At 54.0% G+C, this 17217-nt stretch carries 17 protein-coding genes; 13 read left to right on the top strand and 4 right to left on the bottom strand.

Translation table 11 applies throughout. The features are described from left to right. Nucleotides 1-5 precede the first annotated feature (5 nt). A complete protein-coding gene (locus tag EV294_RS20130; protein ID WP_132310022.1) occupies nt 6-1664 on the top strand; it encodes an alpha-amylase family glycosyl hydrolase in 1659 nt (552 codons plus the stop codon). Between the two features lie 293 nt (nt 1665-1957). Next, nucleotides 1958-2440: a hypothetical protein gene (locus tag EV294_RS20135; protein WP_132310024.1), complete on the top strand. Its 483-nt coding sequence runs from the start codon at nt 1958-1960 to the stop codon at nt 2438-2440. 38 nt (nt 2441-2478) lie between these two features. Here the strand turns inward: EV294_RS20135 and EV294_RS20140 are convergent, their stop codons facing one another. Together EV294_RS20140 and trxB are read right to left on the bottom strand one after the other, a co-directional pair. Then, nucleotides 2479-4230, bottom strand: a complete 1752-nt coding sequence (locus EV294_RS20140; RefSeq protein WP_132310026.1) for an alpha-glycosidase — start codon at nt 4228-4230, stop codon at nt 2479-2481. Nucleotides 4231-4415: 185 nt separating this feature from the next. Continuing rightward, nucleotides 4416-5357 carry a thioredoxin-disulfide reductase gene (trxB, locus tag EV294_RS20145; RefSeq protein ID WP_116394066.1) on the bottom strand — a complete coding sequence of 314 codons (942 nt, stop codon included), beginning with the start codon at nt 5355-5357 and terminating at the stop codon, nt 4416-4418. A gap of 153 nt (nt 5358-5510) precedes the next feature. On the opposite strand from trxB, the gene EV294_RS20150 reads away from it, so the two are divergent. Genes EV294_RS20150 through EV294_RS20170 form a run of 6 tightly spaced genes read left to right on the top strand, consistent with a single transcriptional unit; the run spans nt 5511 to nt 11148 of the window. Then, nucleotides 5511-6185 carry a response regulator transcription factor gene (locus EV294_RS20150; protein ID WP_132310028.1) on the top strand — a complete coding sequence of 225 codons (675 nt, stop codon included), beginning with the start codon at nt 5511-5513 and terminating at the stop codon, nt 6183-6185. After that, nucleotides 6182-7564 carry a sensor histidine kinase gene (locus tag EV294_RS20155; RefSeq protein WP_132310030.1) on the top strand — a complete coding sequence of 461 codons (1383 nt, stop codon included), beginning with the start codon at nt 6182-6184 and terminating at the stop codon, nt 7562-7564. The genes EV294_RS20150 and EV294_RS20155 overlap by 4 nt, the downstream gene beginning before the upstream one ends. 19 nt (nt 7565-7583) lie before the next feature. Further along, nucleotides 7584-8468, top strand: coding sequence for a UTP--glucose-1-phosphate uridylyltransferase GalU (gene galU, locus EV294_RS20160; protein ID WP_132310032.1), 885 nt, complete (start codon nt 7584-7586; stop codon nt 8466-8468). A 41-nt stretch (nt 8469-8509) separates the two neighbouring features. After that, a complete protein-coding gene (locus tag EV294_RS30375; RefSeq protein WP_165930755.1) occupies nt 8510-8650 on the top strand; it encodes a hypothetical protein in 141 nt (46 codons plus the stop codon). A 56-nt stretch (nt 8651-8706) separates the two neighbouring features. Next, complete coding sequence (locus EV294_RS20165) at nt 8707-9981, top strand: FxLYD domain-containing protein (protein ID WP_132310034.1); 1275 nt, start codon at nt 8707-8709, stop codon at nt 9979-9981. A 12-nt stretch (nt 9982-9993) separates the two neighbouring features. After that, nucleotides 9994-11148 carry a S1C family serine protease gene (locus EV294_RS20170; protein WP_132310036.1) on the top strand — a complete coding sequence of 385 codons (1155 nt, stop codon included), beginning with the start codon at nt 9994-9996 and terminating at the stop codon, nt 11146-11148. A 651-nt stretch (nt 11149-11799) separates the two neighbouring features. Here the strand turns inward: EV294_RS20170 and EV294_RS30380 are convergent. Together EV294_RS30380 and EV294_RS20180 are read right to left on the bottom strand one after the other, a co-directional pair. Beyond that, nucleotides 11800-12105: a hypothetical protein gene (locus EV294_RS30380; protein WP_207918170.1), complete on the bottom strand. Its 306-nt coding sequence runs from the start codon at nt 12103-12105 to the stop codon at nt 11800-11802. A 603-nt stretch (nt 12106-12708) separates the two neighbouring features. After that, nucleotides 12709-13323: a superoxide dismutase gene (locus EV294_RS20180; protein ID WP_132310038.1), complete on the bottom strand. Its 615-nt coding sequence runs from the start codon at nt 13321-13323 to the stop codon at nt 12709-12711. A 355-nt stretch (nt 13324-13678) separates the two neighbouring features. On the opposite strand from EV294_RS20180, the gene EV294_RS20185 reads away from it, so the two are divergent. The 5 genes from EV294_RS20185 to queG all read left to right on the top strand — a co-directional run bounded on the left by EV294_RS20185 (nt 13679) and on the right by queG (nt 17107). Then, entirely contained in the window at nt 13679-14101 is a 423-nt protein-coding gene (locus tag EV294_RS20185; protein WP_015842428.1) for a GNAT family N-acetyltransferase, read from the top strand. A gap of 171 nt (nt 14102-14272) precedes the next feature. Beyond that, nucleotides 14273-14830, top strand: a complete 558-nt coding sequence (locus EV294_RS20190; RefSeq protein ID WP_132310040.1) for a DUF402 domain-containing protein — start codon at nt 14273-14275, stop codon at nt 14828-14830. Between the two features lie 7 nt (nt 14831-14837). Further along, entirely contained in the window at nt 14838-15422 is a 585-nt protein-coding gene (gene lepB / locus EV294_RS20195) for a signal peptidase I (protein WP_132310042.1), read from the top strand. Nucleotides 15423-15457: 35 nt separating this feature from the next. After that, a complete protein-coding gene (rnhA, locus tag EV294_RS20200; RefSeq protein WP_132310044.1) occupies nt 15458-15892 on the top strand; it encodes a ribonuclease HI in 435 nt (144 codons plus the stop codon). A gap of 27 nt (nt 15893-15919) precedes the next feature. Then, nucleotides 15920-17107 (top strand): tRNA epoxyqueuosine(34) reductase QueG, encoded by a 1188-nt coding sequence (queG, locus tag EV294_RS20205; protein WP_132310046.1) that lies wholly within the window; start codon nt 15920-15922, stop codon nt 17105-17107. The last annotated feature ends 110 nt before the right edge of the window (nt 17108-17217 follow it).

Raw genomic sequence — 17217 nt, forward strand, 5'->3', positions numbered from 1 at the left:
CGATTATGGCTTATGGAGGTTGGTGCGCCCGTGCTGCGATTGCTGCCGCTTTGGCAGCTTCGCTTGCGGGCTGCTGGGAGAATGATGCCGGTTCGGACGGGAAGATAGAAAACGAGGCTGTTGCCTCGGCAGCGCCGACGGCTGCCGCTGTTGTGAAGAAAGCCGGTGCGGAGCCGGTGGATGAACAGCCGGGTACCGTTTATTATGAGATTTTTGTCCGGTCCTTCTACGATTCGAACGGCGATGGGGTTGGCGATCTGAACGGCGTGACCGCCAAGCTGGACTATCTGCAGCAGCTGGGCATCGGCGGGATTTGGCTGATGCCGATTAATCCGTCGCCAAGCTATCACGGATATGATGTCACGGATTATCGGGCGGTCAATCCGGATTATGGCACGCTTGAAGATCTTAAGAAGCTGACGGATGAGGCGCATAAGCGCGGCATCAAGGTCATTTTGGATCTGGTCGTGAATCACACCAGCACGGAGCATCCATGGTTTAAGGAGGCGCTTGCGGATCCGGACAGTCCTTATCGGAGCTGGTACCATTTTGCCGGGGCTGATGAGGAAGTGAAGGCGGACGGGGCTGTCGGCAGCAATCCGTGGCATATGACGGCTGACGGGAAAAGCAAGTATTTGGGCGTGTTTTGGGAAGGCATGCCGGATTTGAATTTTGACAATGCGGACGTACGCCAAGAGCTTGCGTCCATCGGCCGATATTGGCTGGAGCAGGGGCTCGACGGCTTCCGGCTCGATGCGGCCAAGCATATTTACGGAGATTATGCTTCAACCATTAATAGCGCGGAGATTCAAGGCGCGAATCAGAAATGGTGGCAGGAGTTCCGCAGCGGCTTGTCCGGCGTGAAGCCGGATGCGTACCTGGTAGGCGAGGTATGGGATTCGCCGGTTGTTATCGCTCCTTATCTGGATAAAGCGCTGGATTCGGCTTTTGATTTCGATCTCGCCGGCAAGCTGATCAGCGCGGCTGACCGGGAGCGGGACTCGGATCTGGCCTTTACGCTTGGCAAGGCGTACGGGTTATATGAGAAGTCCTCGGGCGGATCGTATGTAGATGCGCCGTTTCTGAGCAACCATGATCAGACGCGGGTGATGACCGCATTGAGCGGCAACGTGTCGCATGCCAAGATGGCTGCGGCCATGCTGCTGACCCTGCCGGGGAATCCGTTTATTTATTACGGCGAAGAGATAGGCATGGCCGGCGCCAAGCCGGATGAGTATTTGCGCGAGCCGATGGTCTGGTATGCCGACCCCGCTGGAGGGGAGGGGCAGACCAGCTGGGAGCGGGGCAAGTACAATGCGGCCGGCTCGGCCGTATCGGTGGAGAGCGAGCAGAAGGACGAAGCTTCGCTGCTCGCTTGGTACCGGATGCTGCTCCGTTGGCGCAGCGAGGAGCCGGCTTTGCGCGATGGGGGAATCATCGCGTACAGCTTGAAGAACGCGGTACCGCAGGTATCCGCGTATGTAAGGGCAACAGCAGACGAGCGCGTGCTCGTGCTGCACAATTTGTCCGGCCAGCCGCAAATGGCGGAGCTGGCCAGTGAGTACGGCTCATTCGCGAAGCTGAGCCGCAAGAGCGACAACGCCGCCGAGCTGAGCGGCGGCGTCGTTACGCTGCCGCCGTACAGCAGCGTTATATTGAAGTAGACGAATCCGGTGCCTGAGGCGCCGGATTTTTTGTTTTGGGGATCGCAGGCTCTCCCTCGCTTCTCTCCGATTGAAGCGGAATGTCCCCCTAAGACGGAAAAACCGTACTACAGCGCGTTAGGTGTGGGGATGAGGGGCATGAGTAGCGGAATAAGGCGGAAAAACCGTGCTACAGCGGGGCAAGCATGGGAACGAGGGGCAGGTGACTGAAAAATGGAGAAATGCGGTAAACTAGTTGTCTATGGCTTGAGTAGGTATATGGATATTTACGATTGACGGGTGGTGTGACGGGAGTGAGTACGAAGTCTCTGCGGATTGCGACGCTTATAATTTTCTTGATTAATGTTATTCTTATTTTTCTTGTTGACTGGTTTACGGTCGAGATGCTCCCGGATAAAGGAATTTCCGGCGACGGAAATCCTGCGGTTATCCTTTGGTTTATTGAGCTGCCGATGTATCTGCTGTTATTGGCCGGTGTCGCTTTAATCGTACACAGGGAACGGTATCTGGTTCAATACAATAGAATCCGGGTCCTGCTTATTCTTCTCGTCTTTTTTGCGGTATCGGTGCTGCTTCAGGTTGATAATGCCCAGCGGATTCATGATCGGATCGACGGCCGAACGAATGATTACGGCTGGCTGAACCCATATACCAACACGATATACATCAATTTTTACTCGTTCCTAAGCGGCATCCTGCTGCTGCTTTTAATTCAGACGGCAATTACATTAATTCGCAATCGCTTTTATCGGGGAGACAGGCTTGATAAAAAATAGAGACGGATCAGCTTGCGCTCGCGTCCGTCTCTTCGTTTTTAAACAAGCTGCTTCCAGATGCCGTAGCCGTACCCCGGGAGCCGCAGCCGCAGCTTCCCGGCTGCCGGCTCAAGCCGCTGCTCATCCCCGAGCAGCGACACCCAGCTGCCGCCGGCTGGCACGGCGGCAACAGCCTCGCGTCCTCGCGCATTCATCGCGACGAGGATGCGCTCAGCCCCATCGCGGCGTTCGTACACGATAACGCCGCCGTCCTCGCCATCCGCTGCCTGCAGGAAGCGGATGTCCGCGCTGCGCAGCGCGGCGTGCTTGCGCCGAAGCGCAAGCGCCTGCTTATAGAACGCGAGCAGCTCCCGGTCCTGCTGCTCCGGCTCCCACACCATGCATTTCCGGCAGTCGGGATCGCCCTCGCCGTTCATGCCTACTTCATCGCCGTAATAAATGCACGGCGTGCCCGGATAGGTCAGCTGGAAAAGAGCCGCCAGCTTCATCGCATCCGTTTCATCGCCGCAGATCGTCAGAAGACGCGGCGTATCATGGCTGTCCAGCAGGTTAAACGCCGTCTCCGTTACCTGCTGCGGATAAGCGGCAAGCTGCCGGCCAATGGCATCGGCGAAAGTTTTCGCTCCGATGGTCTGATGCCCGAAGAAGTCCAGCACCGCGTTCGTAAACGGGTAGTTCATGACCGCGTCGAATTGGTCGCCCTCCAGCCACATCATCGCGTCATGCCAGATCTCGCCGAGGATATAAGCATCCGGATTTACGGCCTTCACCGCTTGGCGGAACTCCCGCCAGAACTGGTGGTCCACCTCGTTGGCCACGTCAAGCCGCCAGCCGTCGATTCCGATTTTCTCAATCCAGTAGCGCGCCACATTGAACAAGTAGGCTTTCACATCCGGATTTTCCGTATTGAGTTTAGGCATCATCGGTTCAAAGGCAAACGTCTCGTAAGTCGGGATGCCGTCCTCCACCCGAAGCGGCCATTCCCGCACGTGGAACCAGTTCGCGTAGACGGACTTCTCGCCGTTTTTCAGCAGATCCACAAACGGCGGGAACGTACGGCCCGCATGGTTGAATACCGCATCCAGCAGCACCCGGATTCCGCGCTTATGGCATTCCCCGACAAGTTCTTTCAGCTTCTCGTTGGTGCCGAAATGACGGTCCACCTGCATATAATTCTCGGTATCGTACTTATGGTTTGTTGTAGCTTCGAACAGCGGGGTGAAGTAGACCGCGTTAATGCCTAGCTCGGCCAAATAATCCAGATGGTCCAGCACGCCCTGCAGGTCGCCGCCGAAGAAGTTCGTTGGCGTTGGCTTGCCGCCCCAGGCTTCCGTTATCTCGGGGTTCAGCGTAGGATCGCCGTTTGCGAAACGCTCCGGGAAGATCTGATAGAACACCGCATCCTTCACCCAAGCCGGAGGAGAGAAGACATCAACCGGATTGATGTAAGGGAAGTCGAAGAACGTATTCGGATTATCCGGCAGATCGGCGGGAAAGCCGCTTTCCGTCAGAATAACCGTCTCATCGCCATCCGTCAGGCGGAACGCATACCGCAGCCGGCGGAAGGGAGGCTGGATCGAAGCTTCCCAATAATCGAAAAGCGAATCCGAGGAGAGCACGCTCATCCGGGCAACGGTAAACGTTCCGGCCCAGTTGTATTTGTCTCCGGCAATAAGCTCCACGCGCTTCGCGTCATTTCGTTTCGTGCGGATTCGAATATGCAACGTCGTCTTGTCATAAGCGTAAGCCCAATTTTGCTTGGGTCTGTGATAGATCGCTTCCAGCAGCATAAAGGTAAGATCACTCCAATCGGATAATGGGGTACAAAACAGAAAAAGGCACAACCGGCTAATTATAAAAATCAGCGAGGTTGTACCTTTATAGGTAGCATTGCCTTTAAATTGTCGTTCGAACTTCCTTCATTATACTATGATCTTTCCGAACGAGCCACAGGCAATTCCGATTTCATAAAATCTTAAGCATGCACCGCGTCGTGGCTTTGCGCTTCCAGGAAGCGTTCCGCATCCAGAGCTGCCATGCAGCCGCTGCCTGCCGCCGTAATCGCTTGGCGGTATTGACGGTCTTGCACGTCGCCGCAGGCGAATACGCCAGGAATGTTGGTCTCCGAAGTGCCGGGCTTCACGATGATGTAGCCTTGCTCGTCGGTGTCGATTTGGCCGCCGAGGAATTTCGTGTTAGGCGTATGGCCGATCGTGATGAACACGCCGTCCGCTTCCACGAATTCTTCTTCGCCGGTAGCGTTGTTGCGAACCTTCAGACCTTTCAGGCCCATTTCGCCGGGAACGATCTCAAGCGGGGTTTTGTTCAGGTTCCAGCTGATTTTTTCGTTCGCGCGCGCGCGGTCCTGCATGATTTTCGAAGCGCGGAGCTCGTCGCGGCGGTTAACAACCGTTACTTCGGATGCAAAGCGAGTCAGGAACACCGCTTCTTCCATGGCGGAGTCGCCGCCGCCCACGATGATCAGCTTTTTGTTGCGGAAGAAGAAGCCGTCGCAGGTTGCGCAAGTGCTGACGCCGCGGCCGATGTTTTCTTGCTCGCCCGGAATGCCGAGGTATTTCGCGGAAGCGCCTGTCGAGATAATGACGGACTCCGCTTGAATTTCGCCGATGCCTTCTACGTCAAGCGTGTAAGGGCGTTTGCTGAAGTCGACGCTTTTTACCGAGCCGTTGCGGAAGGATGCGCCAAACCGCTGCGCTTGCTTGCGCATGTTGGACATCAGCTCGCTGCCGAGAATCCCTTCAGGGAAGCCAGGGAAGTTCTCGATTTCCGTTGTTGTTGTAAGCTGACCGCCTGGCTGCCAGCCTTCGATAACGAGAGGTTCCATATTTGCGCGCGCCAGATAAATCGCCGCCGTTAATCCGGCAGGGCCGGTACCGATAATGACTGTTTTGTACATGAAGAATTCCTCCGCTCCATCTATATGTTGTTGATGTATGTCGCATTTTCTAGTTTAAAATTATTACAATCTGTAAACTTTGTCAATACAGTTCATCTTAATTTCATCTAGTTGTATTATTGTAGAAAGACAGTATACGGGAGGTGCTCTATAATGCCGAAAATACTCGTCGTGGACGACGATCCGAATATACGGGAGCTGGTCAGCTTGTTTTTGCGGAGAGAAGGCTATGAAGTGATCGAAGCAGCCAACGGAGAGGATGCTTTAACCCGTTTGGAGGCGGTGAAGCCGGATCTTGCGGTTATTGACGTAATGATGCCAAAAATGGACGGCTGGGCTTTATGCTCGGCTATGCGCGAGTCGTTCGACATGCCGCTCTTGATGCTGACGGCCAAGGGCGAGACGGCTCATAAGGTAAAAGGCTTTGAGCTTGGCGCCGACGATTATGTCGTGAAGCCGTTCGATCCGCCGGAGCTGATCGTTCGGGTCAAGGCGCTGCTCAAACGATACCGCATTGCGTCGTCGCAGGTTGTGGAGCTTGGCGGGCTGTCCATGAACCGTTCGGACTTCCAGCTTGTCGCGAACGGAGAGAAAATCCTGCTGCCGCCGAAGGAATTCGAGCTGCTCTTCAAGCTGACAAGCTATCCGGGCAAAACCTTCACCAGGGAGCATCTGATCGAGCAGCTGTGGGGAATGAACTACGAAGGGGACGAGCGCACGGTAGATGTACATATTAAGCGGCTACGCGAACGGTTTCCGGAGGAGGATTTTGGCTTCCGCATCGTTACGATCCGCGGTCTTGGCTACCGATTGGAGGAGCGGGCATGATCCGCAGCCTGTATGTGCGAATAGCGGTGACTTTTCTGGTCATCGTATTAGTAAGTATTAGTATTGCCTATTATACGGCGAACCAGCTGTTCCGGCGGGATCTGCAAGGGCAGAACGGTCTGGAGGACATGATGATTACCCGGCTGGAGCGGCTTTACAACGATTCGTCTCCGCGGTCCTTGCCGATGTTCCTCGAGCAGGTCTCAAGCCTTCAGGAGATGTCGATCGTCGCGGTCAATCGGAAAGGGCTTGTTATTCAAGTCGGCCGGACAAGCCGGGCCATTGTAAATCATTTAACGTACAAGACGGTCGAGAACATCTTCGGAGGCAAAACGGAACGGGTGAAGTATGCGGACGAGCATGAGAGCGGTCCTCCTTCGCCCCCGGCATACGGCCGCTTGGCTCAATTCGGCAATACGGAATGGGCCGTCTTTATTACTCCGGATCATGTCCGGCAGGTTCGCAGCTTCCAGCGAAATACCTTCACCATTCTGATTACGCTCTTGGTCGTCGGCTGTATTCTTATCCTGTTCGCTGCCCGTTATCTGGTGAAGCCGCTCAAAATGATGACCGCTGCCACCACTCGCATCGCCAAGGGCGATTTTAGCGTACAGCTTCCGATGTCCCACAAGAACGAGCTGGGCGAGCTTGCGGACAGCATTAACAAGATGGCGCACAGCTTGTCGCAGCTGGAGACGATGCGCCGCGATTTCGTATCCAACGTATCGCACGAAATCCAGTCGCCGCTCACCTCGATCGGCGGCTTTGCGGAGGCGCTGCGCAGCGAGGATTTGACGGAAGGGGACCGGAATCGTTATGTTGGTATTATTAAGCAGGAAAGCAGCCGCTTATCCCGGCTCAGCGAAAATCTGCTGAAGCTGGCATCGCTTGATTCCGAGCATCATCCGTATAAGCCGGTCACTTACCGGCTGGATAAGCAGCTTCGCGACGTCGTCTTGTCCTGCGAGCCGACCTGGCTTGCGAAGCGGCTGACGGTAGAGCTGTTAATGGAAGAGACCGTCATTAAAGCCGACGAGGATCAGCTCAGTCAGGTATGGATCAACCTGCTTACCAACAGCATGAAATTTACGCCCGAGGAAGGTAAAATCTCGTTCCAGCTGTCGGAGAAAAGCGGCTATGCCGTCGTCCGGATCTCCGATACGGGGTGCGGAATACCGGAAGAGGAGCGGGACCGGGTATTTGAGCGGTTTTACAAAATCGATCCGTCGAGGGACCGTACCCAAGGCGGAAGCGGGCTTGGCTTATCTATTGTGAAGAAGATTATCGACATTCACGGCGGGGCAATCGAGATCGAGGATGCGGAGCAGGGGACGGTATTTGTCGTCCGTCTGCCGCTCAGTCCCGATCCTGACATTTGAGACCGAAAGGGTGACGGCCATGTTTCATGAGAAGAAGAGGCAGCAGGTACGCAAAGCGATTATTCCGGCGGGAGGGCTCGGTACGCGCTTCCTTCCCGCGACCAAGGCACAGCCGAAGGAAATGCTTCCGATTATCGATAAGCCGGCTATTCAATATATCGTGGAAGAAGCGGTGCAGTCCGGCATCGACAGCATAATAATCGTGAGCGGACGCCATAAGCGGGCGATCGAGGATCATTTTGACAAGTCTTACGAATTGGAAAAGGAACTCGAAGAACGCGGCAATGAAGAAATGCTCGCCATCGTCCGGGATATCTCGCATCTGGCCGACATCTATTATGTCCGCCAGAAGGAACCGCTTGGGCTTGGACACGCGGTTCTGTGCGCGCGTCGTTTTATCGGAGACGAGCCGTTTGCGGTACTGCTTGGCGATGACATCCTGCGTTCCGAGCCGCCTTGCCTGCAGCAGATGATCCATCAGTACGAGGATACGGGCTCCTCGGTTATTGCCCTTATGGAGGTGCCCTGGGATCAGACGCATAAATACGGCATTGCCGCTTTCGATAACGCCGATCCTTCCCGTAACCGCATTCTAGACCTGATCGAGAAGCCGGCCCGAGGTCAGGCGCCATCCAATTGGGCGGTCGTTGGGCGCTACGTGCTGGATCCGGCGATCTTCGAGCTGCTGGAGAATGCCAAGCCGGGCAAGGCCGGGGAGATACAGCTGACGGACAGCCTTCAGCAGCTGAATCATATCGCTCCGATTCTGGCACACCGCTTTACGGGCAAACGCCATGACGTCGGCGATAAGCTGGGCTTCGTGAAAGCGACGATTGATTTCGCCCTGGAGCGGGAGGATCTGTCGGAGGAGGTCCGCAAATATTTGCGCGAGCGTCTCGGTTGAGGGATGAACGGAAAAGCACGCTGATGTGAAGAGGAAACCTCTTGCGCAGCGCGATGAACGAACGGCATGTATATGGTGCCGATTGGAGTAAAATAACGGAAAAGAATGAGCCGGTTCCTGGTTATGCAGGTTCCGGCTATTTTTATGGAAAGGGCTGGAGAAACTTTTTTTATTTTCCGTAAAGGAAAAATGGAGATCATTTATTTTTTCATATAGAATAGATAAGAGATATAAAGAGATGAACAACTCAAGCTGGAGGAGAATGAAATTGTATTGCCATCATTGCGTCAGGGAGCATGATGCGGATGCCGTATACTGCAGCAGGTGCGGCAGGCTGCTGGAGCCACAGCGAAATTTGCAGCAAGGAACAGAGGATCAGGCGGCAGCATTGGAAGAATGGGATATAGCAAAGGACCAAGCAAGCTCGGCATTGGAGACGTCGCAACCGCCGTTAAAGCAGACTGGCCGGGGCAATTTGTTCATTGGACTGATTCCCGTCATTTTACTCGTTGGTATTGCGGCGGTGCTGTTGTCCTATTATTTATATGAAACCAGATTAAATAACCGCGTGCTGGATTGGCAGAGTACGGCCAGACAAGAGGCGTTGGCGGGTAAATACGAGGAGGCATTCCGGCAGCTGAACAAAGCGGCGGATGCGCGTCCGGATTTTAAGCCGGTGCAGGCGGATTTGAAGGTTGTGGAGGAAGCTTTATCGCTTGACCGCACGTTGACGGAAATTCAGCAGCGTCTGGACGACCAGGACCTGGGCGAAGCTTCCATTCAGCTGGAGCAGGTGAAGTCGAAGCTTCGCGGCCGCGAGGAGCCGATTTTTGGCAGAGTGCGGGATCAGGTTGGCGAAATGTCGACGAAGGTGACGGTGCTTCAAGTATCGGCGGAATATGAGAGCATGAACGGCATTGACGACCTTGCCGGCGAATATAACCAGGTGAAGGGCCTGTCCGGCGACGAGGCGCTTGCGCTGCGGCAGAAGATTGAAGCGAAGATTGCGGCTATCAGCTATGATGAGGCCGATGAGATGCGGAAGAAGAAGAATTTCTCGGCGGCTATTACGGCAGCGCAAAAGGGACTCATCTACGCGCCTGACAACGATAAGCTGGCTAAGCTGTACGACCGGATAGTCGTGGAGAAGAAAAACTTCGAAGACGCGGAGCAGCAGCGGATCGAGCAGGCCATGCAGAAGGCGGCGGAAGAGGATCTGATCAATCAGACGGCGGCGGTTAAGGTGAAGCATATCGATGCGCAGCTTGATCTTTTTGGCGATTTTAACGTGAAGGGAGAACTGCTCAACGCAGCCACCCGGCCGATTTACTCCGTAGTCATTGAGTATACGGTTCATGACTCGGAAGGAAAAGCGATTACAACGGGCAAAGTGGATGCAACCCCTTCTTACATTGAGGCGGGCGAGACGTTCAGCTTCTCCTTTGTGGTTCATCATGTGCAGGATGAGAATGCAACAGTGGCTATCGATCATATGACTTGGTATTTGGATTAGGGGAAATTCGTCATGAAAAAAGGAACATGGATTAGTCTCATCGCGTCTGTGGCGGTTCTTTTGGCGGGAGCGGGCACCGCTGCTTATATCCATGCGGAGGTGCCGAAGCAGCTAAGCGGCCTGCCTCTGCTCGCTGATGCTAACGCTGGTGCGCCCAAGTCGTTAAAGGATATTATTTACGCAACGCAAAAGCTTGTTGTCATGATCGAAACCGAGGACGGCACGCAGGGCTCCGGCTTCGTCTATAACGATAAGGGCGACCTGATTACCAATGCCCATGTGGTTGCCGGGGCAAGCAAGGTTACGGTGAAAACGGCGGACGCGAAAGAGCTCGAAGGAGATGTCATTGGCATCAGCACGGAGACCGACGTTGCGGTCGTACGGGTTGCAGGACTTGCGGGAGTGGAGCCTCTTGCGATGGTGCGCAAGGAAAGAGCGGAGATTGGCGACGAGGTTATCGCGATCGGCAGTCCGCTTGGCTTCCAGAATACCGTTACAACCGGCATTGTCAGCGGATTAGGCCGGAGCTTCGAGATCAAGCCTTACACGTATAACGATCTGTACCAGATCTCGGCGCCGATCGCGCCGGGCAACAGCGGCGGACCGCTGGTCGACAAGAAGACAGGTGAGGTTCTGGGCATCAACTCTGCCGGAATCGAGCAAAGCTCCATAGGCTTCAGCATACCTATCGTTAACGTGCTGGACATGGCCGAGGCCTGGTCGGAGCATCCGATGAAGACGCTGCCCGAATGGAAGCCGGCCGAGGATGACAGCAACGTGAAGAAGGACGCATCGATTACCGAGTATGCGGAATATTTGGTTACGCACTTTTACGACAGTCTTAATAATGCCGACTACGTTTACGCGTACTCCCTGCTTGGCGGCAACTGGAAGCTGGGCACCAGCTACGAAGTGTTCCGTCAGGGCTACATGATGACCCGGAACGTGGTTATCGACAACATTCACGTCACGAAGGAAAGCAACGACGAAGCGATCGTTACGGCAATCATTTCGGTTGATGAACGGGTGGACGGGGAATACCGGCTCAGCAAGTATCAGGTTACCTATGACGTTGGCTACGAGAACGATCAGCTGAAGCTGATCAGCGGCAAAGGGAAAGTCATCAAGCAAGGCGAAGAGCAAGATAAGCCTACCAAGGCTAAATGAGCGAAGGAAAGGCCGCGGGCACAGCCCCGCGGTCATTTTTTTTGCATGCCCTATAAGGGAAGGAGCGGCTCGCCTGTTTACTAGCGTTAAAGTTCCAGCTTCCTCATCACCGCATGCGCCTCCCGGCTCGAGTTGAGGCTTGACCGCCGAAGTGTGACTGAGCATTGCGTGCCGCAATGGCGATTCTGAAGATGCACGCGCTCCATTCCCGTAATATAGCGATGGTGAACTCCGGCGAAAAAAACTTGTTAGCTAAAGAACTTGGTCCGCTACGCTGCACGTATTGCATCATAATGGAGTCTTTGAGTGACGTAACGCCAAATATCCTGCACGGAGTTCAGGATATTTGGTTTGGGGGTAGCCATATTCCCTCGATTTGGAGAAATATCGTGTACGATGTGCAGCATATTTCGCTCAGTCCTGCCTTATTGGTTGAATATGCCGCATTTCGTGCAACGTGCATCCAGGCATACCGAGTCGTGCGATGAAATTATGATTTCGATAGGCGGTTATCCGCCTTTCAGGAGGGAGAATCGGCAAGAATATGGAGCTGAAAGACTGGAAACAGCCTATAGGCGGGAGAACGGCATGGCGCATCGCCCCAAAAGAAAGCTGGGAGTCCGTATCGGCCTCCCAGCTCGGTTTTATTCTTTATACCTCTTCCGGATCGTAAGTGGCAAAGTGTTCGGCAACGTTCAGATGGGCAATATCCGTCAGCTCCTGCTGCAGTTTATCCTCTTCGTCAGCCCTTCCGGTTACGGAGAAAAACAGCTCGATTGCAACCGTATCAAAGCGTTGTACCGGGAAAGTCAGCAGCGTTTGCGGTATGACGCGGCCATTCAAGCGGAGAACAAACTGAATTGGTCCGCCGATCGGAATGCCGCTTACCGAAGCAATCTGGCCGTTAAACGAGAAACGTACAACGCCGGTTGCCGCAAGAGAATCGCGAATGCTCATGCCCGGCCAGAACCTTACACGATAAGAATTCGTCACGTTCGGGAAGAAACGTCCCCCGTTAATGACGACAGTTACATATGCCGGCCCCGGTTGTGGAGGGAATGGAGGAAACGGCGGGAATGGGAAAAACGGTGGAAATGGCCCCGGCGGGAATGGCCCCGGCCCCGGCGGGAACGGTCCTGGTCCCGGCGGGAACGGTCCTGGTCCCGGTGGGAACGGCCCTGGCCCCGGCGGGAACGGTCCTGGTCCTGGCGGGAACGGTCCTGGCCCCGGCGGGAACGGTCCTGGTCCAGGACCTGGGCCCGGACCAGGACCCGGGCCAGGAGGTGGCGGAGGCGGTGCAGGCATTAACGTCCGCGTGCCCCCGCAGCCGCAGTTGCTCACAACGGTGTTGTTGCCTTTCCCTTCGATATACTTATAAGTATAGCTGCTCATGCGTTTTGTCAGACTCCTTCGTATGACAGATTAGGCAATCATCCTGATTCATCTTATGCGGCGGATGCCTATCCGTGTGCACGAAGCAGCTGCTTCGGGAGCTTATTGCGACAAAAATAAAAAAAGGCTGCCCCAAAGGGACAGCCTTGTCTGCATTCAACCAACTGCTTATTTAACAGCTGCTTCGTAACGTTTGCCAACTTCAGCCCAGTTTACAACGTTCCAGAACGCTGCAATGTAGTCAGGGCGTTTGTTTTGGTAGTTCAGGTAGTAAGCATGCTCCCAAACGTCCAGACCAAGGATAGGCGTTTCGCCTTCGAAGATCGGGCTGTCTTGGTTAGGCAGGCTCGATACTTTCAGCTTGCCGTCTTTAACGGATAGCCAAGCCCAGCCGCTGCCGAAGCGAGTTGTAGCTGCTTTCGCGAATTCAGCTTTGAACGCGTCGAAGCCGCCCAGTTCGCTGTCGATTGCCGCAGCAAGTGCGCCAGTTGGAGCGCCGCCGCCGTTAGGGCCGATAACTTCCCAGAACAGGGAGTGGTTTGCATGGCCGCCGCCGTTGTTGCGGACAGCCGTTTTGATTGCTTCCGGAACGATTGCCAGGTTGTTAGCCAGCAGTTCTTCCAGGGACTTGTCTTGCAGCTCAGGAGCTTGTTCCAGAGCAGCGTTCAGGTTTGTTACATAAGTGTTGTGGTGACGGCCGTGGTGGATTTCCATTGTCAGCGCGTCGATATGCGGTTCAAGAGCGTCCTTAGCGTAAGGCAAAGCAGGTAATTGATGAGCCATGATTAACAGCCTCCCATAAATAGGTTATGTAAAACTCTTCTCATATTATCCCTTATCCGAGTACATAAATCAACATTAATGTTGCGAAAGTCGAATGGTGGCGGACAAAGTCGTACGAGTTGTAGAGTGTCACGGAAGTCGCGGAAATATGCAAAAACATTAGAAAACGAGCCAAATTCAGAGCAAACCGCTAATAAATACATGTAAGCGCTTAAAATAAAGCGTTTTCAACGGAATACAGCAAATTTCTTTAAAATTTTTAAGTTATTTTTAAGACAAAAAGAGGATTTCGTTAAAAAATGTCGTAAAATATATAAATGCAGCACTATGACAAGGTATAGAAGGTGTATAATTAATGAACGTTCGTTCCTTCCAGTTGTCTGACTACAGACCTGTCACTACACTCCTTGAGGAAGTATTGTCTGAAGAGTGTTACGAACAAACGATGGAAGCTTTTGCGCGTCAATTGTCATGGGACAGTGAGCTTGTACTTGTCGCTGTCGAAGAGTCGGAAATTGTAGGTATGATCATCGGCACGATTGATAATAACAAAGGTTATTATTATCGTATCGCTGTTCATACGGAATATCGTCGCCAAGGAATTGGCAAGGCGCTTATACAAGCTTTGCGGCAGCGCTTCGAGCAGCGCAACGTTTCCAAAATATTAATTACCGCCGACGAGCATAATGAACCGGTGTTGCCGTTATACGAAGCGATGGGTTATGCTTCGAACGACTTTTTCCGTTCATTCCAGAAATTAAGTATTGTAGCAGGCTAAACGGCTGCCAAATTCAGCCTAATAGCCATATTGTGCAGGGCATATCTGCATCGCCATTGCTTTTGGCGGTCAGATATGCTTTTCTATTTAAAAGGACTATTGTTTGGAACATACGAACGGGGCGCTTGATGCCGCCCTTGGCCCGTTTCACAATAAGTAAGGAGAGGCGTCATGGACATTTATCGGCACTGCGTTATCAAAAGCTTCAAGCACGACGGTCATATTCACCGAACATGGCAGCGCAACTACCTTGTGCCGGCGGAACGGCTTGCGCCGGAGCACAGGGATAACCAAATCATTGTGCTTATAAATCGCCAGACGCCTATTGTGGAATCCGACGGCAAGCAATGGATCAGCCGCGTGCCGGCGGTATCGTTCTTTATTCCGGGTGAATGGTTTAATGTCGTAGCGCTGCTGGAAGACAGCGGCATCCGTTATTATTGCAACATCGCATCTCCTCCTTATTTGCAGGGGGACGTGCTTACTTATATCGATTACGATCTGGATGTGATCCGCACGACGGAAGGCAACCGCTATGTCGTGGATCAGGACGAGTACCAGATGCACAAGCTGGCTTATCATTATCCGCAGATGGTAGAGGACAAGGTTCAGCAAGGGTTGGCTGCGCTGCTCAAACGAATGGACGAGGGAGCCGTGCCTTTCCAGGATGACATTGTCCAAAGCTACTATGCAGACTGGCATAGCACCTGCGGGGAAAGCGAGGGGTAGGCTAAAGATGAGTGTATCCCCTTCGGATTGGAACGAAACCGCCCCGCGAGAGGTACATGGGAAGCCTCATTGGTTCAAGGAAGCGCTGGAGTGGGCGAAGACCATTACGATTTCTTTTCTGATCGTTATGGTGCTGCACCTGTTTGTGTTTAACCTCTCGACAGTCGAAGGGCATTCCATGGAGCCGACGCTTCGGGACCGGGAGTGGCTGTTCGTGAATAAGGCCGCTTACCTGATCGGCAATCCCAAGCTGGGGGATATCGTTATTCTCGAAGACCCTTCCGCTTACGGCACCGAAAAAGACTATTTGGTGAAGCGGGTCGTTGGCGTGGCGGGCGACCGCATTGAAATTTACAATAAACAGCTCTACCGTAACGGGGAAAAGGTATCGGAGGCTTATACCGACGTCGAAATCGAGGACCTGGATTTTATGCCGGTTATTGTGCCGAAAGGGCAATATTTCGTTATGGGGGATAACCGCCATGCGAGAGCCAGCAAGGACAGCCGGATTTTTGGCACCGTACCGCGTTCCATGATTCACGGTAGAGCGGATTTTATATTATGGCCGTTCAAACAGGTAAAGGTGTTATAGCCTTTAAAGAATTGCTTCTTTTAGGAGATGAAAGAATGAAAGAAGTAACCATTTATACGGACGGCGCCTGCTCGGGCAATCCGGGGCCGGGCGGCTGGGGAGCCGTGCTGTTCTACGGCGCGCACCGGAAAGAACTTTCCGGAGGCGAAAAGCATTCGACGAACAACCGGATGGAGATTCAGGCGGTTATTGAAGCGCTGAGCCTTCTGAAGGAGCCGTGCAAAGCAAAGATCTACAGCGATTCCGCGTATGTCGTGAACTGCTTTCAGAAGGGCTGGATTCACGGCTGGCTGAAGAATGGTTGGAAGAACAGCAAGAAGGAGCCGGTGGAGAATCAGGATCTGTGGAAAACCCTATGGGATCTGATGAAGCGCCATCAGGTGGAATACATCAAGGTGAAGGGACATAGCGACAACGAGTGGAATAACCGCTGCGACGAGCTTGCCCGCGAAGCGATTAAACGGTTGTAATTTTAGGAGGAAGGGAGCCAGGTACTGATGGACGGCAGCCGCTGGATATTGTTAAAAGAAGAATTGCGCGAAGCGGCGGGAAGCCTTGGCATCGACAAGATTGGCTTTGCTTCCGCCGATCCGTTTACCGAGCTGAAAACAAGGCTGATCCGGCATCGTGAGCTAGGCCGCGAGTCGGGCTTCGAGGAGCCGGATTTGGACAAGCGGACCAATCCGGCTTTGCTGTTTGATAATCCGCAATCGATCATCGCGATTGCCGTCGCTTATCCGGCGAAGCTGCCTAATCCGCCAAAGTCGGAGCCGGGAGCCCGGCGCGGTATTTTATCGCGCTCCGCCTGGGGCGAGGATTATCATAAGGTGCTGCGGGACCGGATGGCGAAGCTGGAGGCTTGGCTGAAGGAACGCGTCCCTGAAGCGAGGTTCGAGAGCATGGTTGATACGGGCGCTTTGTCCGACCGGGCGGTTGCCGAGCGTGCCGGGATCGGCTGGAGCGCGAAGAACTGCTCGATTTTGAGCGAGGATCTGGGCTCATGGATCTACCTTGGCGAGATGATTACGAATATTCCGTTCGAGCCGGACACGCCGGTAACGGAAGGGTGCGGGGAATGCACCAAATGCATCGACGCATGCCCGACGGATGCTCTGGTTGGTCCGGGACAGCTGGACTCGAATAGGTGCATCTCGTTTATTACGCAGACCAAAGGCTTTATCTCCGATGAATACATGCGCAAGATCGGCAACCGGTTATATGGCTGCGATACGTGCCAAACGGTCTGCCCGGTGAACCGGGGCAAGAACTGGACCCATCAGCCCGAGCTTCAGCCGGATCCGGAGCTGGTCAAGCCGCTGCTTGTGCCGCTGCTGACGATCGGCAACCGGGAATTCAAGGAGCGCTACGGTCACACCTCCTCGGCATGGCGCGGCAAGAAGCCGATCCAGCGCAACGCGGTTATCGGCCTCGGCAATTTCAAAGATAAAAGCGCCGTACCCGATCTGATTGGCGTGCTGAAGGACGATACGCGCCCGGTGCTGCGAGGAACGGCTGCTTGGGCACTCTCCCGGATAGGCGGCGACGAAGCGTTGGAGGCCTTGATAGAGGCGCTGCCCAAGGAGTCGGACGAGGAAGCGAGAGTCTATTTGGAGCGTGCGATTGCCGGTCTGCAGGCCGACCTCGGCAGAGCGGAGGAAGGAGCTTCGATCCCGCGTGAAAGCTAGGAAAATTTACTTCCGAGGGACGTTTGCGAATGCCTGCTTTACATGCTATTATAGGGGTCATTATAGACTATAGGCTGGATTAGTAGAAAGGGCCGGGTGAGTTCGTTATT

Source organism: Paenibacillus sp. BK033, from assembly GCF_004345425.1.
GTDB lineage: Bacteria > Bacillota > Bacilli > Paenibacillales > Paenibacillaceae > Pristimantibacillus.

Bases quoted from the DNA above. Each gene is read 5' to 3' on its own strand.
- EV294_RS20180 (WP_132310038.1), bottom strand. From the start codon at position 13,323: ATGGCTCATCAATTACCTGCTTTGCCTTACGCTAAGGACGCTCTTGAA.
- rnhA (WP_132310044.1), top strand. From the start codon at position 15,458: ATGAAAGAAGTAACCATTTATACGGACGGCGCCTGCTCGGGCAATCCG.
- trxB (WP_116394066.1), bottom strand. From the start codon at position 5,357: ATGTACAAAACAGTCATTATCGGTACCGGCCCTGCCGGATTAACGGCG.
- EV294_RS20155 (WP_132310030.1), top strand. From the start codon at position 6,182: ATGATCCGCAGCCTGTATGTGCGAATAGCGGTGACTTTTCTGGTCATC.
- galU (WP_132310032.1), top strand. From the start codon at position 7,584: ATGTTTCATGAGAAGAAGAGGCAGCAGGTACGCAAAGCGATTATTCCG.
- EV294_RS20130 (WP_132310022.1), top strand. From the start codon at position 6: ATGGCTTATGGAGGTTGGTGCGCCCGTGCTGCGATTGCTGCCGCTTTG.
- EV294_RS20165 (WP_132310034.1), top strand. From the start codon at position 8,707: ATGAACAACTCAAGCTGGAGGAGAATGAAATTGTATTGCCATCATTGC.
- EV294_RS20190 (WP_132310040.1), top strand. From the start codon at position 14,273: ATGGACATTTATCGGCACTGCGTTATCAAAAGCTTCAAGCACGACGGT.
- EV294_RS20170 (WP_132310036.1), top strand. From the start codon at position 9,994: ATGAAAAAAGGAACATGGATTAGTCTCATCGCGTCTGTGGCGGTTCTT.
- EV294_RS30380 (WP_207918170.1), bottom strand. From the start codon at position 12,105: ATGAGCATTCGCGATTCTCTTGCGGCAACCGGCGTTGTACGTTTCTCG.
- EV294_RS20185 (WP_015842428.1), top strand. From the start codon at position 13,679: ATGAACGTTCGTTCCTTCCAGTTGTCTGACTACAGACCTGTCACTACA.
- EV294_RS20140 (WP_132310026.1), bottom strand. From the start codon at position 4,230: ATGCTGCTGGAAGCGATCTATCACAGACCCAAGCAAAATTGGGCTTAC.
- EV294_RS20150 (WP_132310028.1), top strand. From the start codon at position 5,511: ATGCCGAAAATACTCGTCGTGGACGACGATCCGAATATACGGGAGCTG.
- queG (WP_132310046.1), top strand. From the start codon at position 15,920: ATGGACGGCAGCCGCTGGATATTGTTAAAAGAAGAATTGCGCGAAGCG.
- lepB (WP_132310042.1), top strand. From the start codon at position 14,838: ATGAGTGTATCCCCTTCGGATTGGAACGAAACCGCCCCGCGAGAGGTA.